Source organism: Breznakia sp. PF5-3, assembly GCF_029504745.1.
Taxonomy (GTDB): domain Bacteria; phylum Bacillota_I; class Bacilli_A; order Erysipelotrichales; family Erysipelotrichaceae; genus Breznakia.
Map to the genome: position 1 here is coordinate 20771 of NZ_JAQFIQ010000023.1, position 17065 is coordinate 37835.

Here is a 17065-nt window from a genome sequence, read left to right on the forward strand (position 1 = left end):
AGTTTCACTAGAAATTCTGGTTTTTTGAATACGACTAACTATATAGAGTTTATTTTTGAATTTGCACTCTAATTATTAGTATTTATTTTCCTTCAACTAAATAAGCTTTTAAAGTATCTTTATCCATTCCTTGGATGCCAAGTTCTTCTAAGGACCTACCACTTGTCCAACAATCTTGTTCAAGAATGACAGATCCTAAATTTATCATAGAATCCATGATTGGTGTTTGGATGTTGTATTGATGAGCAATTTTTGCCCAAGAAGCAAGACCAAAGGGAATGTCTTCAGAATAGTAACGATTTTTTAAATCAGCTGGACCTTTTATTTTAGCGAAATTTGGATCAGAAGCGATAGCTTCTTTAATACTGTCTGTTTTAATTGTTCCTCCAACGCCATGAGCTGCGATATCTGACTTGTAGCCAAAACTATCAAGTAAAGAAATCCTTTCTTTATCGATGGCTTCTGTGGCTCTTACCACACAATCACTAAAGCCTTCTGTATAGAAATAGAATTCACCTTTTGCTATTTCAATTCTTCCGGCATTCAAAATACACCCAGGTACATGAATGATAGGATTTAAACTAGAAAGGCCACAAGCAATTACACTTTCTATTGGTTCTAGTCCATCAAATAATACTGATAAACGATTTACTACTTCCGTAGTTTTATTGGCTGGAATAACACCAACTTTTAGTGGGTTAAAGCGACTCATTACAAGCGATTCCCCTTGTGTTATCAAACGTGTTGCATAAGGTAGTGTATGCGTTTCTGCAACTTGTACTCCTGTAATCCCTTGTTCTTGAAAAGCTTTCCAAAAAAGAAGAGATCCAAAAGTTCCAGGTAATACAAAAACAATTTGTCCAGGCTTCACAAGTCTCTTAAGTTTTTCTGCATAAACATTGTGTGCAAAAGCAGGTACAGCAACAAGTATAAATTCAACATCTTTAATTGCTTCTTCAAGATTGCTTGTAACCATTGCAATCTCAACATCACCTTCTCCACATGCACCTTTTATTTTGATTGTTTTTGTATCAAATACTTTTTTCATGTTTTTCGCAAATCGCTCGTCTTCATACATATGTACTTCAAAACCTTTCATACTAAGGTCTGCAGCAGCGGCATGTCCACCATTGCCACCACCAAGTACTGCTATTTTTGTTTTCATAAAGTTATACTCCTTTCCTTTATTTTTATTATAAACTGCTTTTTTTGAATAATCGAATTATATAATGGAAAAATTATAATTATAAACAATTAAAGAAATCGCTTTTCCTGTTCGAAATATAAACTATGATATAATAGATTTGGTCGAATCATAGGTTATCTATGTCCAGGGCTTATATGTTGGAAGGAGGTAATACTATGAAGAAACGCATGGTATTGATAGTCTTATTAGGACTATTGGTGGTTGGCTGTACTAGTAATAATACAACCACAGAAAAAGAGAAGGATACAGACGTCATAAAAACGGTTGATGAAAACACGGAAGAGTCACAAGAGAATGAAGAAGTCATAAGTGGAATGACACAGGATGAATTTATAATTTCCACATTTGCATCTTATGGTTATACAACTCCAGATAAAAGTGATTGGATTATAAAGGAAGAAGGAAATGATAAGGTGGCAATTATTATTAAGGTGCATGAGGGGAAAGGGAAACCGAATATAAGTAAACTTATCTTTCTTTGGAATGGAAGTAGCGAAGAAGCAACCGTATTATTTGTTATGGTAAACAATCAACCTATGTATGAAAAATAACCCAGTGTTTCGTAAGAAACATTGGGTTTTTAAATGTTAGTTTTATTGATTAATTTAATAAATGTTTCAGCTGCTGTACTTAATGGAAAATCTCTTTGCTGGATATATCCGATGGAACGGGATGGCAATGGTTGTTTTAATGTAAGTTCTTTAAGTTTGTTTTGTTCAAGGTAGGATGTTGAGAATTCTTTGATAACACAAGATACACCCAAATTGATACTAGCTAACTGTAATAACAATTCATGGGCTCCAATCTCTATATGTGGATTAAGACTAATGTGGGTTTTAAGAAATTCTTCTTCTACAAACAATCTGGAATTTGAATTTTTCTCTAATAAAATTAAAGGAAGTTCAGCGATTTCTTTGCGAGTATAACTGTCTTTAATTTCCATTCTTGAGCTACAGACAAAGATATCATGAATGTCTGCACAACTTTGAATATATAAGTCATCATCATGAATCGGTAAATTAGCGAAGGCTATATCTACCTTACCACTTTTTACTAATGGAATCATTTCGATGGATGTGGCATTGAATACTTGTAGATGAATGTTTGGATAAAGAAAATGAAATTGTTCTAGATAAGGAAGAAGGAAATTACTTGTAATTGTGTCGGCAGCACCAATTATTAGACTCCCATCATCTAAACTTTTTAAATTATTAATTTTCTGTTCTGCTACATCAATGGATTCCATCGCGGATTTTATATAGTCATATAATATTGTTCCTTCTTGTGTTAGCGATATTTTTCGTGAATAGCGATGAAATAGTTGACACTCTAGATCGTTTTCTAATTGTTTAATGGATTGAGAAACCGCAGATTGAGAAATATAAAGACTTTTAGCGGCATTAGAAAAGGAAAGATTAGTTGCTACTTCATAAAATATGCGATAATTATCTAGTTTCGTTTTCATATAAGCACCTCTTATAAATATTATATCAAATATTAATTAAACTTATACAATGAATTGTACTATAATTATTTTGTAATAAATAGAAAGGTAAGATATTTAATATCTTATAGGTGATATGTATGGCAGGATATGTAGTCGTTGGAACACAATGGGGAGATGAAGGAAAAGGTAAGATTGTAGATGTATTAGGGAATAAGGTTGATTATATAGTGCGTTTTCAAGGTGGTAATAATGCAGGGCATACAGTAGTTGTAGATGGGAAGAAACATGTTTTACATTTATTACCTTCTGGAGTACTTCATAAGCAGTCTAAATGTATCATTGGTCCAGGGGTTGTAGTAGACCCATTTGTTTTTTTAGAAGAAATAGCACTTATTGAAAAAGGTGGTATGTCTACAGAGCATGTATTTATAAGTGATCGAGCCCATTTAATTATGCCTTATCATATTGCTTTGGATAAATATCAAGAAGAATATAAAAAAGAAAATAAGGTAGGAACTACAAAACGTGGCATTGGTCCATGTTATGCAGATAAATTTCAACGTATAGGAATTCGAGTCGCGGATTTAGAAGATTTTGAATTATTCAAAGAAAAGTTAGCATTCACATTACGAATGAAAAATGATGAAATTGTAAAGCTATATGGAAAAGAGCCGTTTGACTATGATGAAATGGTGAAACAATTTGAAAAGATAAGAGAGCATATCTTACCACGAATGATTGATTCTTTGGAGGATATAAATCAAGCTTTGGATGCAGATAAATTTGTATTATTTGAAGGTGCACAAGCAGCAATGCTTGATATTAATTATGGAACATATCCTTATGTAACAAGTTCATCACCAACAAGTGCAGGAGTTTGTACTGGTGTGGGAATATCACCACAAAAGTTAGATCGAATTGTAGGAGTGGTAAAAGCGTATTCAACAAGAGTAGGGGAAGGACCTTTTGTAAGTGAATTATTGGATCAACAAGGTGAAATGATTCGTGAGAAGGGTGCAGAGTTTGGTGCGACAACAGGAAGGCCGCGAAGATGTGGTTGGCTAGATTTAGTGGTTGTTAGACATGCCGCAAAAATAAATGGACTTACGGATTTAGTTGTGACAAAGATCGATGTGTTATCAGGATTAAAAGAAATTCCAGTATGTGTAGGTTATGAAATTGATGGAAAGGTATATAATTATCTTCCTGCAATGCTTGAGAAAATAGCAAAAGCGAAACCTATTTATGAAATTCTACCCGGATGGGAAGAAGACATCAGTAAGCTTTCTTCTTGGGAAGCATTACCAGAAAATTGCAAGAAGTACTTGAATAAAATTGAAGCATATACAAATACTAGAATTTCAATGGTATCTGTTGGACCAGGCCGAGAACATAATATATATTTACATGATATAATTTCTCAATAAATTTTGCATATAGGTTATCGTTCTTATGAAAATACGGTATAATAAGGATGAATATTGGAGAGGAGCAGTATATATGAAAAGGTTTATTGAGGAATTTAAAGAGTTTGCTTTAAAAGGAAATGTGCTAGATATGGCAATTGGGGTAGTAATTGGTGGTGCCTTTGGGAAAATTGTGACTTCCCTAGTGAGTGATATCATTACACCGTTAATTTCCATGTTGTTAGATACAGGAGAGATGGCAGATTGGACATTGGTATTAGGAAGTGGATCAGGCGGAGAAGATGTGGTTCTACGTTATGGAGTGTTTCTTCAAAACATAATTGACTTCTTATTGATTACTTTTAGTATTTTTGTAGCGCTTAGAATCATTTTACGATTTAAACGCAAAAATAAAGAAGAAGTTGTTGAAGAAAAACCACAAAAATCTGAAGAAACCGTATTGTTAGAAGAAATCAGAGACCTTCTAAAAGACAAGTAAAATTCAGTGTATTAATTGTATTAGTTAATTAATACGGTTGTAAAACACTTTAAAATGGTGGCTATTAAGCCCCCGTTTTTTATGCTTAATACAATTCACAAAAGCATTAGAAAGTCCAGTATTTAAGGGCTTTTTTTTAAATATGTGAAAGTTTGGGATAAGGTTGAGGGATTGAACTTAATGTGCTAAAATTGCTATTGTAAAATCAAAGGAGTGAGAAAATGGATTCCAAGAAAAAATTCATAGAACAAATCAATGATTTTAAACAATTAGGGATTAATAAAATCAATGACACTAAAAATTATTTAGGACCTGTATTTAAAAAAGGTACTGATATATTGATAAAGGCTGTTAGTTCTTGCCTTGTGAAAGCTGGAGTGGCTTACAAAGAGTTAGAAACATTATGTATTCGTGTTGCTAATGCTTGTGGAGTAAAGGCGGCTGTAGCGTATAAAGAACTTGAACCAGTAGTTATTAGAGCTGTGAAAAACTTTGCAACTGTAATGCAAACTGGAGCAAAAAATGCTGTGGAACGTATCGAAGCTAAATTTGGGAAGATTCACTTTGACTTCCGTCACTTTGTAATGACAAGTGGTGTAGCAGTAGTTGTATTTGCATTGACATTCACTGTAACAGGTATGAATCGTTCAAAAGTAAGTGCCGCTGTATTAGAACCACAAGAAGTTGAAGCATATAACAATGAAGTAATTGAAATCAACTATGGTGATGACAGTGCAATTGTAGATGTTGTGAAAGATATCTTGGCAGATGACACAGGAAATGTGAATAATGCAGAAGCTGTTACATTAGCTGATGGATCAGTAGGATACGAAATTGGTAATTATGTAGTAGAAGTTGAACAAGAACCTACAAAAGAATTAAAAGAAGATGAAATTACTATTAAAGTTCAAACAAAAGAAACTTATGTAGCTGATGAATTTGGGAAAGTGGAAATTACAGAACCTGAAAAAGTGAGTGAAAAAGTAGATGGAGCAGTATATACATATAAGTTAGATGTACAATATGTAGATACACAAGCGCCAGTAATTAATTTAAAAACTAATGAAGTTGAAATTGATGATGTAGATAACTTTAATCCAAAGAAATTTGTTAACACGATTGCAGATAACTACGATGGTGATATTACAAATTATACAATCGATGGAGAAGTAGAAATTAAAGACGAAGACAGATGGGAACCAGGTGAATATACATTAGTATATAAAGCAAAAGACTCAAATGGAAACGTTGGAGAAGCAAAATTAAAAGTTATCGTTAATGAAACAGAAGATGAGGAAGAAGAAGCAGAAGCTACTGAAGTTTCATCAACTGATTACAATACTGATAACGAAGTGAATAGTGCACCTAGTTATGAAAATGCAGGTTCTATTGTAGCAGCAGCTATGGCTCAAATTGGTGTTGCTCAAGACTGTACAATGCTAGTAACAAATTCACTTAGAGCAGTTGGAATTAACTTCCATAGTGCACCAGCTGGATATATGTCATTAGGTACAATTGTTTCTGTATCAGAAGCACAACCTGGAGATATCATCTACTATGCTGATGGTGGAGCTGGAGTACCTCATGTTGCGATTTATATCGGTGGTGGACAAGCAGTTCACGGTGGATACATGGGAACTACAAGAGTTGCATCTGCATGGATGGGTTCAGGATTCGTAGTAATTCGTGTACAATAAGAATTAAAGGCTTATAAATAAGCCTTTTTTTATTGAAAATTTAAAAGCAATTATCTTTCATAATAATAATGCAGTTGTATTCTTATATGAGATAAGATAATTGTTTTTATTTTCTTATTTTTTTTACTATAAAGGATAGATATTAAAGGGAAAATGAATTATAATTATTAGGACGTGCTAAGGAGAATACCATGAAGGAAATTATACAAATCGAAGGTGGACATAAGCTAAGTGGAACCGTTCGTATTTCTGGTTCGAAGAATGCTACAGTTGCATTAATTCCAGCTGCTATCTTATCAGATGAACCAGTTACAATTGTAGGTGTACCAGAAATTGCTGATGTTAAATCTTTAAAAATATTATTGGAAGAACTTGATGTAAAAGTTATTATGAAAGGGACGGATCATATTGTAATTGATTCAAGTGAAATGAAAAACAAACCTATGGATAGTGAGACGGTTACAAAATTAAGAGCATCTTACTATTTTATGGGAGTTTTATTGACGAAATATAAACGTGTAGCAATTAAGATGCCTGGTGGATGTTATTTAGGTCCTAGACCAATCGATTTGCATTTAAAGGGCTTTGAAGCTTTAGGCGCAAGTGTCAGATATGAAGAAGGTTGCTATATTATTGAAGCAGAAGAGTTAATTGGCGATAAGATATTCTTAGATATCTCTAGTGTTGGAGCGACGATTAATATAATGACAGCAGCTATTTTTGCTAAAGGAAAGACAACGATTGAAAATGCTGCCAAAGAACCAGAAATTATTGATATTGCAACATTGTTAAATAAGATGGGTGCAAAGATTCGTGGTATGGGAACGAATGTGATTACAATTACTGGTGTGGAGTCATTGCATGGTTGTTTCCATGAGATTATTCCAGATCGTATTGAAGCTGCTACATATCTTACCTTAGCTGCTACTGCAGGGAATAATGTAACAATTGAAAATATCATTCCTCAGCATTTAGATGGATTGATTTCAAAATTAGAAGATATTGGTGTTGATTTAGATGTTGATGTTGATAAAGTTGTGGTTCATGGAAGAAATAAGATACTTAAACCAGTAGATATTAAAACGGGACCATATCCAGGGTTTGCTACTGACATGCAACAACCTCTGACAACTCTTTTAACGCAGTGTGAAGGTCAATCAGTGGTAACTGAAACAATTTATACAGAACGTTTTAAACATTGTTATGAATTGAATAAGATGGGTGCCAATATTGATGTGATATCTTCAAGTTCATTTGTTAATGGACCAACACCGCTTACTGGAACAAGTGTAGAAGCAACTGATTTACGTTGTGGTGCTAGTTTGGTAATTGCAGGTTTGATTGCTAAAGGAACAACAGAGATTCATGAAATCTATCATATTGAGAGAGGTTATGAAAATATTGTAGGAAAACTTCGCGATCTTGGTGCTGTTATTCGTAAAATAACAGTGGATTAAGCAATTCGTGTTAAAATACTTGAATTATAATGAAATTATAGTATAATAAATAAGCACTTACTTTAAGCTCGCAAAGAGTTTAAGGCGGAAGGAGATGAATGTTATGAAAAAAGGAATACATCCAGAATATCATAAAATTACAGTTAAATGTTCAACATGTGGAACAGAGTTTGAAACAGGATCTACAGCAAAAGATTTAAAAGTTGATACTTGTTCAAATTGTCACCCATTCTATACAGGAAGACAACGTTTCGCAGCTGCACAAGGACGTGTAGAGAAGTTTAACAAGAAATACGGTATAAAATAAAGAAAGCAAAGATGAAAATCTTTGCTTTTTCTTTTTCATTATAATAAAAATGATTAAAGTATAGAATTATTGAGTAAAATATATTATGCTTAGCTTAAGTAACAATAGGAGGACTTATGAAATACAAAATAGTTGGAGAACCATTGCCTACCGTTCTTTGTGATTTAGAACCGGGCGAAGTCATGATTAGTGAGAATGGAGGAAGATCTTGGGTAAAAGGTGATATCACTACCGAAACCAAAGGTGGAGGTGCTGGAAAGATGTTTGGTCGTATGATGAGTGGCGAAAGTTTATTCTTGAGTCATTATACAGCTGTAACGCATGCTCAAATAGCATTTTCATCATCATTTCCAGGGTCAATTAGAGCAGTTGAATTAGCATCAGGACAAAGCATTATCTGTCAAAAAACAGCCTTTTTAGCAGCAACCGAAGGGGTAGAGTTATCAACTTTCATTCAACGTAAGCTAGGAGCTGGATTCTTTGGCGGAGAAGGATTTATAATGCAAAAGGTTACAGGACCTGGAACGGCATTTATTGAACTTGATGGATACTCTGTTGAATATGATTTAGCTGATGGAGAGAAACTGGTTTGTGATACTGGAGTAGTTTCTATGATGGATGAGACTTGTAAATTAGAAATTGAAAAAGTAAAAGGTTTAAAGAATAAAGTGTTAGGTGGAGAAGGATTTTTTGACACGGTTGTATATGGTCCAGGAAAAGTAACAGTACAAACGATGACAGCTGGTGGATTAGCAGCAACATTAATCCCATTTTTACCACAAGGTAAATAATTGATAAGAAATATCATAAGAATTAGAAAGAAGATTAATAAAGCGATAAATTTAGAGTGCTTATAATCAAAAAGTAAAAAAATTGATTGTCTAAATAGAAGAGATGGATAAATTCCATCTTTTTTAATAAAATGCTTTATAGCGTGGTATAATAATAACGTCGAAATTATCGTGAGAGGAGTTTTATATATGAGTGCAATGATAGAGCGTTTAGAGAAGATAGAACAGCGATATCAAGAAATAAGTGAATTGATGATGAGTCCAGAAGTTTTAAGTGACAACCGACAACTAGCAAAATTGGGGAAAGAACAGTCTTCAATTGCACAGGTTGTTGAAACATATTCTCATTTAAAGAGTGTTTTACAAGGAATTGAAGATGCAACGGAACTAGAAAAAGAAAATGATCCTGAAGTGAAGGAAATGGCAAAGATGGAATTAGAAGAATTGCTTCCTCAAAAGCAGGAGTTACTTGATAAATTGGAAATTTTATTGATTCCCAAAGATCCAGCTGATCAAAATAATGCTATCATGGAAATTCGTGGTGCAGCTGGGGGAGATGAAGGAAATATCTTCGCTGGTGATTTGTATAGAATGTATGTGAAATATGCAGAGAGCAAAGGATGGAAAACGGAAATTATTGAAATGTCGGAAAGTGAAGCAGGTGGTTTCACAAGGGTTGCTTTTATGGTAAAAGGACCTGAAGTATATGGACATTTAAAATTTGAGAGTGGTTCTCATCGTGTTCAACGGGTACCTAAAACGGAAACGCAAGGACGCGTACATACTTCTACAGCAACAGTTCTTGTCGATCCAGAGATTGAAGAAGATGAAATTGATATTGATCCTAATGATTTAGAAATTGATACAATGCGTGCAAGTGGAGCTGGAGGACAGCATGTTAACAAAACGGATTCTGCAGTTCGTGTAACACATATTCCAACAGGGATATCAGTAAAGTGTCAGGATGGACGAAGCCAGCATGAAAATCGTGCTACTGCATTGATGACGATTCGTGCAAAGGTATATACAGAGATGAAGCGCAAAGAGGAAGAAGAACGTAATGCAGAGCGGAAAAGTAAACTTGGAACAGGGGATCGAAGTGAAAAAATCCGTACATACAATTATCCTCAAAACCGTGTAACTGATCATCGTATTGGTTTAACATTACAACAACTTGATCGTATTATGGAAGGAAAGCTTGATGATGTTATCAATGCCCTTCTTGAACAAGATCAAAAGGATAAACTTGCAGGTAATGCATAATGAAATATAAAGTAGCTTTAAAAGAAGCACAGAAAAAATGTATGGAAGCAGGTATTGGTGAGCAGGCACCATTCTTTCTGTTACTGGAGCTATCGAATAAAGAAGCACATAATCTATATATGGAATATGAAGAAGAGATGGAAGATTGTTTGCTTCAAGAGTATCTACAGAAAGTAGAACGTTTATTAACACATGAACCATTAGATCACATTTTAGGATACAGTTATTTTTATGGATATCAATTTTTAGTAAATGAAGATGTATTGATTCCCCGCCCCGAAACGGAGGAGTTGGTTGCGCATATTCTAAGTGCTTATGACGATTACTTTCCTAACGAAGAAGTACAAGTTATCGATGTAGGGACAGGAAGTGGAGCAATTGCAATTGCTTTAAAATTAGAAGAGAAGAAACTTCAGGTAGCAGCAAGTGATATTAGTGTAGAAGCTGTTGAGATGGCAAAAAAGAATGCTGATAAGCTAGATGCCAATGTGGCTTTTATGGTAGGAAATATGTTAGATCCTTTTATTGAACAGGGATTAAAAACGGATATCTTAATAAGCAATCCTCCATATATTCCCAAAGCTGAAGTTATGGAAGAAAGTGTTGTTAATTTTGAACCACATGTTGCATTGTTTGGTGGTGATGATGGTTTAAAATTCTATCATGAAATCTTTAAGAATGCACATAAAGTATTAAAAGAAAAAAGCTTTTTAGCGTTTGAAATAGGGTATGATCAAAAAGTTGCCTTGAAAGCTTTAGCAAAAGAATATTTTGTAGATGCAAAGATTGAAGTATATCAAGATATAAATGGAAAAGATCGGATGTTATTCATCTATAATAATATAAAGATACAATAAGTGAGGTAATCATATGAAAAAACTAATATTTGGGTGTAGCTTACTTTTGCTCTTGGTAGCTTGTGGAAGTGAATCAGACTATTATGTATGTAAATATAATGATAGAGAGACTAAAGCTACTATGAATATTGAGTATAATGATGATAATGAAATTACCAATATTACAATTGAAAGTAAACAAGAAATAGATAAAGCTACATTAGATGAAGTTGGTGAGAATAACTTTAATGATTACTGGGCTAAAAATGCATCTTCTATTGAACGAGATGGTGTGGATGTTGAATCTGATTATGATGAATCAACAAAGATGGCAAGTTTAACAATTACAATAGATATTAGTAAATTACCAGATCAAGATCGTTCTATTTTCTTGATTCCAGATGATTTAAAAGTAAAAGATATGATTCGCAATATTGAAGATATTGATTATGTTTGTAACGACTAAAAAAAGACCATGCGCATAAACGCATGGTCTTTGCTATTCTATGTCTCTTATTCTAAAGATTTCTTAAAAGGATCGCATAAGAAATGGGTAAGATTGTCATAAAGGAGTCCCAGACATAATTAAGTTAGCTTTAACTAACTATACACATAATATATCATATTGATTTGGTTGTCAACTAAAAAGTTAAAAAGTTAGAAAAAGTTAACTAAATTATTGACAATGTAGTTAGCTGGTGCTAACATATATCTGTAAAAGTAAAACTTATGAGAGGATGATGTATATATGCCGTTAGTTATTGCACCGATTGGAAAAAGCGTTAAAATTTTAAAATGTCACTTAGATGATAAAACAAGTAAGCATTTGCAAAATCTAGGATTGCTTCCTGGAGCAGAAGTCGTTGTTGTAAAGGAAAATAGTGGGGATGTCATTGTCCAAATCAAGGAATCTAGAATTGCTTTGAATAAGCAATTAGCTAGAAAAATTCTTGTTGCATAAGCGTTACGGGGAGGACGAAAATGAGACTAAAAGAAGTAGCACCTGGAGATACGGTTACAGTGAAAAAGGTTCATGGTGAAGGACCAATCCGTAGAAGAATTTTTGATATGGGAATTACACCTAGAACCAAAATTTATGTTCGTAAAGTTGCTCCATTAGGAGACCCGATAGAAATAACAGTTCGTAATTATGAGTTATCTTTAAGAAAAGATGAAGCTCAAGAGATTGAAGTTGAATAGGGGGAGCAATGATGAAAGTAGCATTAGTAGGTAATCCAAATAGTGGTAAAACAACATTATTTAATGAATTGACAGGCAGTACAGCAAAAGTGGGGAACTGGCCTGGAGTTACAGTTGATAAAAAAGAAGGTAAATATAAAAAAGCGAAGACACCAATGGATATTATAGATCTCCCTGGTGTTTATTCTTTGTCACCTTATACATTAGAAGAGGTAATTGCACGTGATTATATCATCAATGATAAACCTGATGTAATTATTAATATTATTGATGGAACAAATTTAGAGCGAAATCTTTATCTTACTACTCAATTGTTGGAAACGGATATTCCAGTAGTTGGAGCATTAAATATGATGGACTTGGTAGAAAAGAATCAAGATAAGATAAATTTGTCATTATTATCTTCAAAATTGAATATACCTTTGGTAGAAATTAGTGCTTTACGTGCTACAAATATCAAAGCGTTGATGGAAGAGGTAGTAAAAACAACTACCAAAAGAGAACCTTTAAATTTATTTAAAGGCACAAAGTTGGAAAAATCATTTTATGCGTTGTATGATTTATTTGTAAAGAATGGATTGAAACAACCAACGTTTAAAGCGAGTAAACTTTTAGAAAATGATGAAAAATTATTAGCAAGTGAAGAAATTAAAAATTTAGCTAATGAAATTAAGCGTATTGTTGAGATAACAGAGGATAGCGAAGCAGAGATAGCTGATATTCGTTATCAATTTATTGAAGATGAATTAAGTGGAAGTTTAGAGAAAAGTCGTGTATTGGGAGATTTAACTACTTCTGATAAGATTGATAGAGTATTAACAAGTAAAATTTTGGGGTTACCAATCTTTGCACTTATTATGTTTGCTATTTTTCATACGACATTCTCAGAAAATTTCTTGTTTCTAGGAATTAACTCACCTGGGGTATATTTACAAGGATTAATGGAAATACCAGTTGAATGGATTACAGGGGGGTTAGAAGGGCTCTTAGAAGGCGCTGGAGCAAGTTCATGGGTATTTGGATTGGTGATTGATGGAATTGTTGCAGGGGTTGGTGGAGTATTGTCTTTCATCCCACAGATTTTAGTGATATTCTTATTCTTAAGTATTCTTGAAGATAGTGGATATATGGCTCGAGTAGCATTTTTGATGGATCGTATTTTACGTAAATTTGGTTTATCAGGAAAGGCTTTTCTTCCCTTGTTAACAGGTTTTGGTTGTAGTGTACCTGCAATTATGGGAGCAAGGACTTTAGAAGGTGAGCGTGAAAGAAAGTTAACAATGATGTTGGTACCATATATGTCTTGTGGGGCAAAAGCACCAATTTGGGCATTGTTTGCATCTGCTGTATTTACAGATCATGGTGATTTAATGACCTTTGGTATTTATATGCTTGGAATTCTAGTGGCAGTTATTTCAGCCATTATTTTGAAAAAATTTGTATTTAAAGGTGATGCATCTCCATTTGTTATGGAAATGCCTGCATATCACTTTCCAAGACTTAAGAATCTAGCTTTGCGTTTATGGGATAAATTAAAAGGATATATTATTCGTGCTGGAACTGTTATTCTTGCATCGACAATTGTATTGTGGTTCTTATCGAATTTTGATTTTGGATTACATATGGTAGAAGCAAATAGTAGCAATAGTATCTTAGGTGTTTTAGCCAATGGAATTAAATTCATCTTTATTCCGTTAGGTTTTGTATCGGGTCCAGATGGTTGGAAAGCTGTGGTTGCTATTTTAACTGGGTTGATTGCTAAAGAAGCGGTTGTATCTACAATGGGAGTCTTATATACGAATATGGAAAGCGAAGAAGATTTTCTTGGTGAAGATGATGCTACGACATCGTTAATTGCAACGGTAGGAGCTACATTCACACCATTGGCTGCATTATCCTTTATGGCATTCAATTTGTTGAGTATACCTTGTATGGCTGCTGTAGCAGCATTAAAAGCAGAGTTAAATGATCGTAAGACATTTTGGTTTGCATTGGTATTTTGGATTGTTGTAGCTTGGATTGTTTCATTCTTAATTTACAATGTAGGAGGCCTATTAGGTTTTTAAAATGAAAATAATTGATTTTGTAATTCTCATTGCTGCTATTAGCTTTGTAGGATGGATACTTTATATAAAAGTAAAACAACACTATGAAAATAAAAAGAATGGTGTTTTGGGCTGTGGTGGAAGCTGTATGGGGTGTGACCATATAGATGGTTGTAAAGGAATACAACAATATATGCAAGAAATCACTAAAGCTCATAAAAAAGTATAGATTGTTGAAGTAGAAGGATACCTTCTACTTTTTCTTTGAACCATAAAAAAAACGACATCGTCGTTATTTTTTATAGTTATTCTTAAATTCTACAATCTTATCAAAGGTTTCCTGACTGATGATGTGTTCAATGCGACATGCATCTTTTTCAGCATTATCAGCGGATACTCCTAAAACTTCTAGTAGAAAGCTCCTGATTGTTGTATGGCGATTATGGATCATTTTAGCCATATCTTCACCCGATTTAGTTAATCGAATGTCACCATATGTTTCTTGGGTGATTAACCCTTTCTCTTTTAAATTATTCATAGCTTTATTAACACTAGGTTTAGAAACTTCCATCATTCTTGCAACATCGATAGAACGAACTTTACCTTTTTCAGCTAAGATTACAATACATTCTAAGTAATCTTCTAGTGATTCACCTAAAAGCATCTTATCACCTCACTACCTTAATTATAATTATACCACATTATTTATCATGTCCAAATATGTTGCCTCTTTAAAACCACAGGTAACCTTATCACCAACAATTAAAATAGGACGTTTAACTAACATTCCATTGGATGCTAATAATTTTATTTGTTCATCCTCACTCATTGAATGAATACGATCCTTTACTCGGAGTTGCCGATAAAGAGAACCCGATGTGTTAAAAAATCGTGTCAGACTAAGGTTGCTCATTTTGTACAGTTTCCGTATTTCATCTTCACTTAATTTATCTTCTACAATATCCCTTGTTTTAAACTCTACATTATTCACTTTTAAAAACTTCTTTGCTTTTTGGCAGGTGCTACATCTTGGATATTCGATTAATAGAACCATATAATTCTCCTCATATTTTCATCTTACTGTCTTCATTATACTATGTAAACGCTTTCTTTTGGAAGCGATTTTTAAAAACTAGTCAATTAATTCTATATCTAGAATTAAAATAAGTCAATAATTGAGCACTTTATAAATTTATAAAAAGTATAATATAACATATAAATAAGTTTAAAATAGTAATTATTTTATGTATTTATTGGAAGAAATAAGCTTTTATTAAATTGCTAGTAAAATTGCTTGCAGTTCTGATAATACTATGGTTAAATATATTAGTATATTAATTATCAAGAGTTGGGACAGAGAGTTAGCTCGTAGCCCAACACCAACCTCCACATTTAGTGAAAGGTGGTAATGCTAACAGCGATAAGAGAATCATTATGCTTGTTTAATGTCTTCTCTTGGGGAGGCATTTTTTTATGCCAGAAAGGAATAGAAATGAAAGATTATATTTTTACATCTGAAAGTATTACGGAAGGACATCCAGATAAGATTTGTGATAAAATTGCAGATGCAATTTTAGATGCTGCACTTCGTGAAGATGAGCAAAGCAAGATGGCCGTGGAAGCAACGATTAAGGATAATTTTGTCCTTGTTTATGGAGAAGCAAATACCAAAGCGGATATTAATTATGAAGCAATTGCCAAAGCTACAATCAAAGCAATTGGCTATAATGAAGACTATGAGGTAGTTGTGAAGGTTAATAAGCAATCAGCAGAAATTGCTCATGCAGTCGTGCACGATAACAAAGAAATTGGAGCTGGAGACCAAGGTTTAATGTTTGGCTTTGCTTGTGATGAAAGTGATGAATACATGCCAGCACCAATCTATTATGCACATAAATTAGCACGTCAGTTAACAAAAGTACGAAGAGAAAATTCAATATTAAAACCAGATGGAAAAACACAGGTGAGTGTTGAATATAAAGATGGAAAGGTTCATCGGATTGATACGGTTGTCGTATCGACACAACATGATAAAGATGCAACACAGCAACAAATTAATGATTTGGTGATGGAGGAAGTTATCAAACCATGTATTGAAGAGTCTTTGGTTGATGAAAATACAAAATATTTGATCAATCCAAGTGGTAGTTTTATATTAGGTGGTAGTTTTGGTGATTCAGGAACAACCGGTAGAAAAATTGTTGTAGATACCTATGGTGGTATGGGTCGCATTGGGGGAGGATGTTTCTCTAGTAAAGATCCAACGAAGGTAGATCGTAGTGCTGCTTATTATGCTCGTTATGTTGCTAAATCAATTGTAGCTAATAAACTGGCTTCTAAATGTGAAGTGCAAGTAGCTTATGCAATTGGAAAAAGTCAACCTGTTTCCTTAATGGTAGATACCTTTGGGACAGGTATAAAGAGTGATGAAGAATTGCTTTCTATTATAAAAGCAAACTTTAATTTTGAAGTAAGCAATATTTTAGAAGAGTTGGATTTACGCAAACCAATTTATTCTAAAACAGCATGTTATGGACATTTTGGTGACCCACAATTTAGTTGGGAAAAGGTGAAAAAGATTAATTATTAATAAGAAGAAGGATAAAATCCTTCTTTTCTTATACAATTATTCCAAAATATTGCCATTTTATCCAGATGATAAAAAGTTTCTTGATTATTATTATTTAATTATATATTATAATGATACAGGGAGGTAGGAATCCTAACTAGTCCTTTGATTTTACTTGAGAGGAAGCATCGTAAGATGCTTTCTTTCTTGTTGGTGTGCAATTATAGAAATATAGTTATAATCTTTGCTTGAATGTCAGAAGAAATGCAACAATGAAGGAAAAAGAAGCAAAAGGTGATGGATAAACAAGAAAAATAATAAACTATATTCCTATATTGACA

19 protein-coding genes are annotated in these 17065 nt (G+C 33.4%); 15 read left to right on the forward strand and 4 right to left on the reverse strand.

Features of this window, described 5'->3' with window-relative positions:
- Positions 1-82 precede the first annotated feature (82 nt).
- On the reverse strand, positions 83-1165 hold the full coding sequence (locus M2475_RS06780) for an NAD/NADP-dependent octopine/nopaline dehydrogenase family protein (RefSeq protein WP_277490420.1): 1083 nt from the start codon (positions 1163-1165) through the stop codon (positions 83-85).
- Between the two features lie 197 nt (positions 1166-1362).
- Between M2475_RS06780 and M2475_RS06785 the strand changes: the two genes are divergently transcribed.
- On the forward strand, positions 1363-1758 hold the full coding sequence (locus tag M2475_RS06785) for a hypothetical protein (RefSeq protein ID WP_277490421.1): 396 nt from the start codon (positions 1363-1365) through the stop codon (positions 1756-1758).
- Positions 1759-1787: 29 nt separating this feature from the next.
- Here the strand turns inward: M2475_RS06785 and M2475_RS06790 are convergent, their stop codons facing one another.
- Positions 1788-2672, reverse strand: a complete 885-nt coding sequence (locus M2475_RS06790) for a LysR family transcriptional regulator (protein WP_277490422.1) — start codon at positions 2670-2672, stop codon at positions 1788-1790.
- Between the two features lie 119 nt (positions 2673-2791).
- Here M2475_RS06790 and M2475_RS06795 point away from each other — a divergent pair, with 119 nt between their 5' ends.
- The 13 genes from M2475_RS06795 (at position 2792) to M2475_RS06855 (ending at position 14384) form a co-directional block, all read left to right on the forward strand.
- The gene (locus M2475_RS06795) at positions 2792-4081 is read left to right on the forward strand and encodes an adenylosuccinate synthase (protein WP_277490423.1); all 1290 of its coding nucleotides are present in this window, start codon (positions 2792-2794) and stop codon (positions 4079-4081) included.
- A gap of 73 nt (positions 4082-4154) precedes the next feature.
- Positions 4155-4559, forward strand: coding sequence for a large-conductance mechanosensitive channel protein MscL (gene mscL / locus M2475_RS06800; protein ID WP_277490425.1), 405 nt, complete (start codon positions 4155-4157; stop codon positions 4557-4559).
- A 221-nt stretch (positions 4560-4780) separates the two neighbouring features.
- The gene (locus M2475_RS06805; protein WP_277490426.1) at positions 4781-6256 is read left to right on the forward strand and encodes an NlpC/P60 family protein; all 1476 of its coding nucleotides are present in this window, start codon (positions 4781-4783) and stop codon (positions 6254-6256) included.
- Between the two features lie 191 nt (positions 6257-6447).
- The gene (locus tag M2475_RS06810; protein WP_277490427.1) at positions 6448-7713 is read left to right on the forward strand and encodes a UDP-N-acetylglucosamine 1-carboxyvinyltransferase; all 1266 of its coding nucleotides are present in this window, start codon (positions 6448-6450) and stop codon (positions 7711-7713) included.
- A gap of 103 nt (positions 7714-7816) precedes the next feature.
- Positions 7817-8020: a 50S ribosomal protein L31 gene (gene rpmE / locus M2475_RS06815; protein ID WP_277490429.1), complete on the forward strand. Its 204-nt coding sequence runs from the start codon at positions 7817-7819 to the stop codon at positions 8018-8020.
- A gap of 116 nt (positions 8021-8136) precedes the next feature.
- On the forward strand, positions 8137-8811 hold the full coding sequence (locus M2475_RS06820; protein WP_277490430.1) for an AIM24 family protein: 675 nt from the start codon (positions 8137-8139) through the stop codon (positions 8809-8811).
- A gap of 189 nt (positions 8812-9000) precedes the next feature.
- Complete coding sequence (gene prfA / locus M2475_RS06825) at positions 9001-10074, forward strand: peptide chain release factor 1 (RefSeq protein WP_277490431.1); 1074 nt, start codon at positions 9001-9003, stop codon at positions 10072-10074.
- Complete coding sequence (gene prmC / locus M2475_RS06830; RefSeq protein ID WP_277490432.1) at positions 10074-10931, forward strand: peptide chain release factor N(5)-glutamine methyltransferase; 858 nt, start codon at positions 10074-10076, stop codon at positions 10929-10931. The genes prfA and prmC overlap by 1 nt, the downstream gene beginning before the upstream one ends.
- Positions 10932-10944: 13 nt before the next feature.
- A complete protein-coding gene (locus tag M2475_RS06835; protein ID WP_277490433.1) occupies positions 10945-11376 on the forward strand; it encodes a hypothetical protein in 432 nt (143 codons plus the stop codon).
- Positions 11377-11658: 282 nt separating this feature from the next.
- Positions 11659-11871 (forward strand): FeoA family protein, encoded by a 213-nt coding sequence (locus tag M2475_RS06840; RefSeq protein WP_277490435.1) that lies wholly within the window; start codon positions 11659-11661, stop codon positions 11869-11871.
- A 20-nt stretch (positions 11872-11891) separates the two neighbouring features.
- A complete protein-coding gene (locus M2475_RS06845; protein WP_277490436.1) occupies positions 11892-12110 on the forward strand; it encodes a ferrous iron transport protein A in 219 nt (72 codons plus the stop codon).
- Between the two features lie 11 nt (positions 12111-12121).
- Positions 12122-14176, forward strand: a complete 2055-nt coding sequence (gene feoB / locus M2475_RS06850) for a ferrous iron transport protein B (RefSeq protein ID WP_277490437.1) — start codon at positions 12122-12124, stop codon at positions 14174-14176.
- A 1-nt stretch (position 14177) separates the two neighbouring features.
- Positions 14178-14384 carry a FeoB-associated Cys-rich membrane protein gene (locus M2475_RS06855; RefSeq protein WP_277490439.1) on the forward strand — a complete coding sequence of 69 codons (207 nt, stop codon included), beginning with the start codon at positions 14178-14180 and terminating at the stop codon, positions 14382-14384.
- A 63-nt stretch (positions 14385-14447) separates the two neighbouring features.
- On the opposite strand, the gene M2475_RS06860 is transcribed toward M2475_RS06855, so the two are convergent.
- Both M2475_RS06860 and M2475_RS06865 read right to left on the reverse strand, forming a co-directional pair.
- The gene (locus M2475_RS06860) at positions 14448-14819 is read right to left on the reverse strand and encodes a metal-dependent transcriptional regulator (protein ID WP_277490440.1); all 372 of its coding nucleotides are present in this window, start codon (positions 14817-14819) and stop codon (positions 14448-14450) included.
- A 27-nt stretch (positions 14820-14846) separates the two neighbouring features.
- Positions 14847-15209, reverse strand: coding sequence for an arsenate reductase family protein (locus M2475_RS06865; RefSeq protein ID WP_277490441.1), 363 nt, complete (start codon positions 15207-15209; stop codon positions 14847-14849).
- 438 nt (positions 15210-15647) lie between these two features.
- Here M2475_RS06865 and metK point away from each other — a divergent pair, with 438 nt between their 5' ends.
- On the forward strand, positions 15648-16745 hold the full coding sequence (metK, locus tag M2475_RS06870; RefSeq protein WP_277490442.1) for a methionine adenosyltransferase: 1098 nt from the start codon (positions 15648-15650) through the stop codon (positions 16743-16745).
- The last annotated feature ends 320 nt before the right edge of the window (positions 16746-17065 follow it).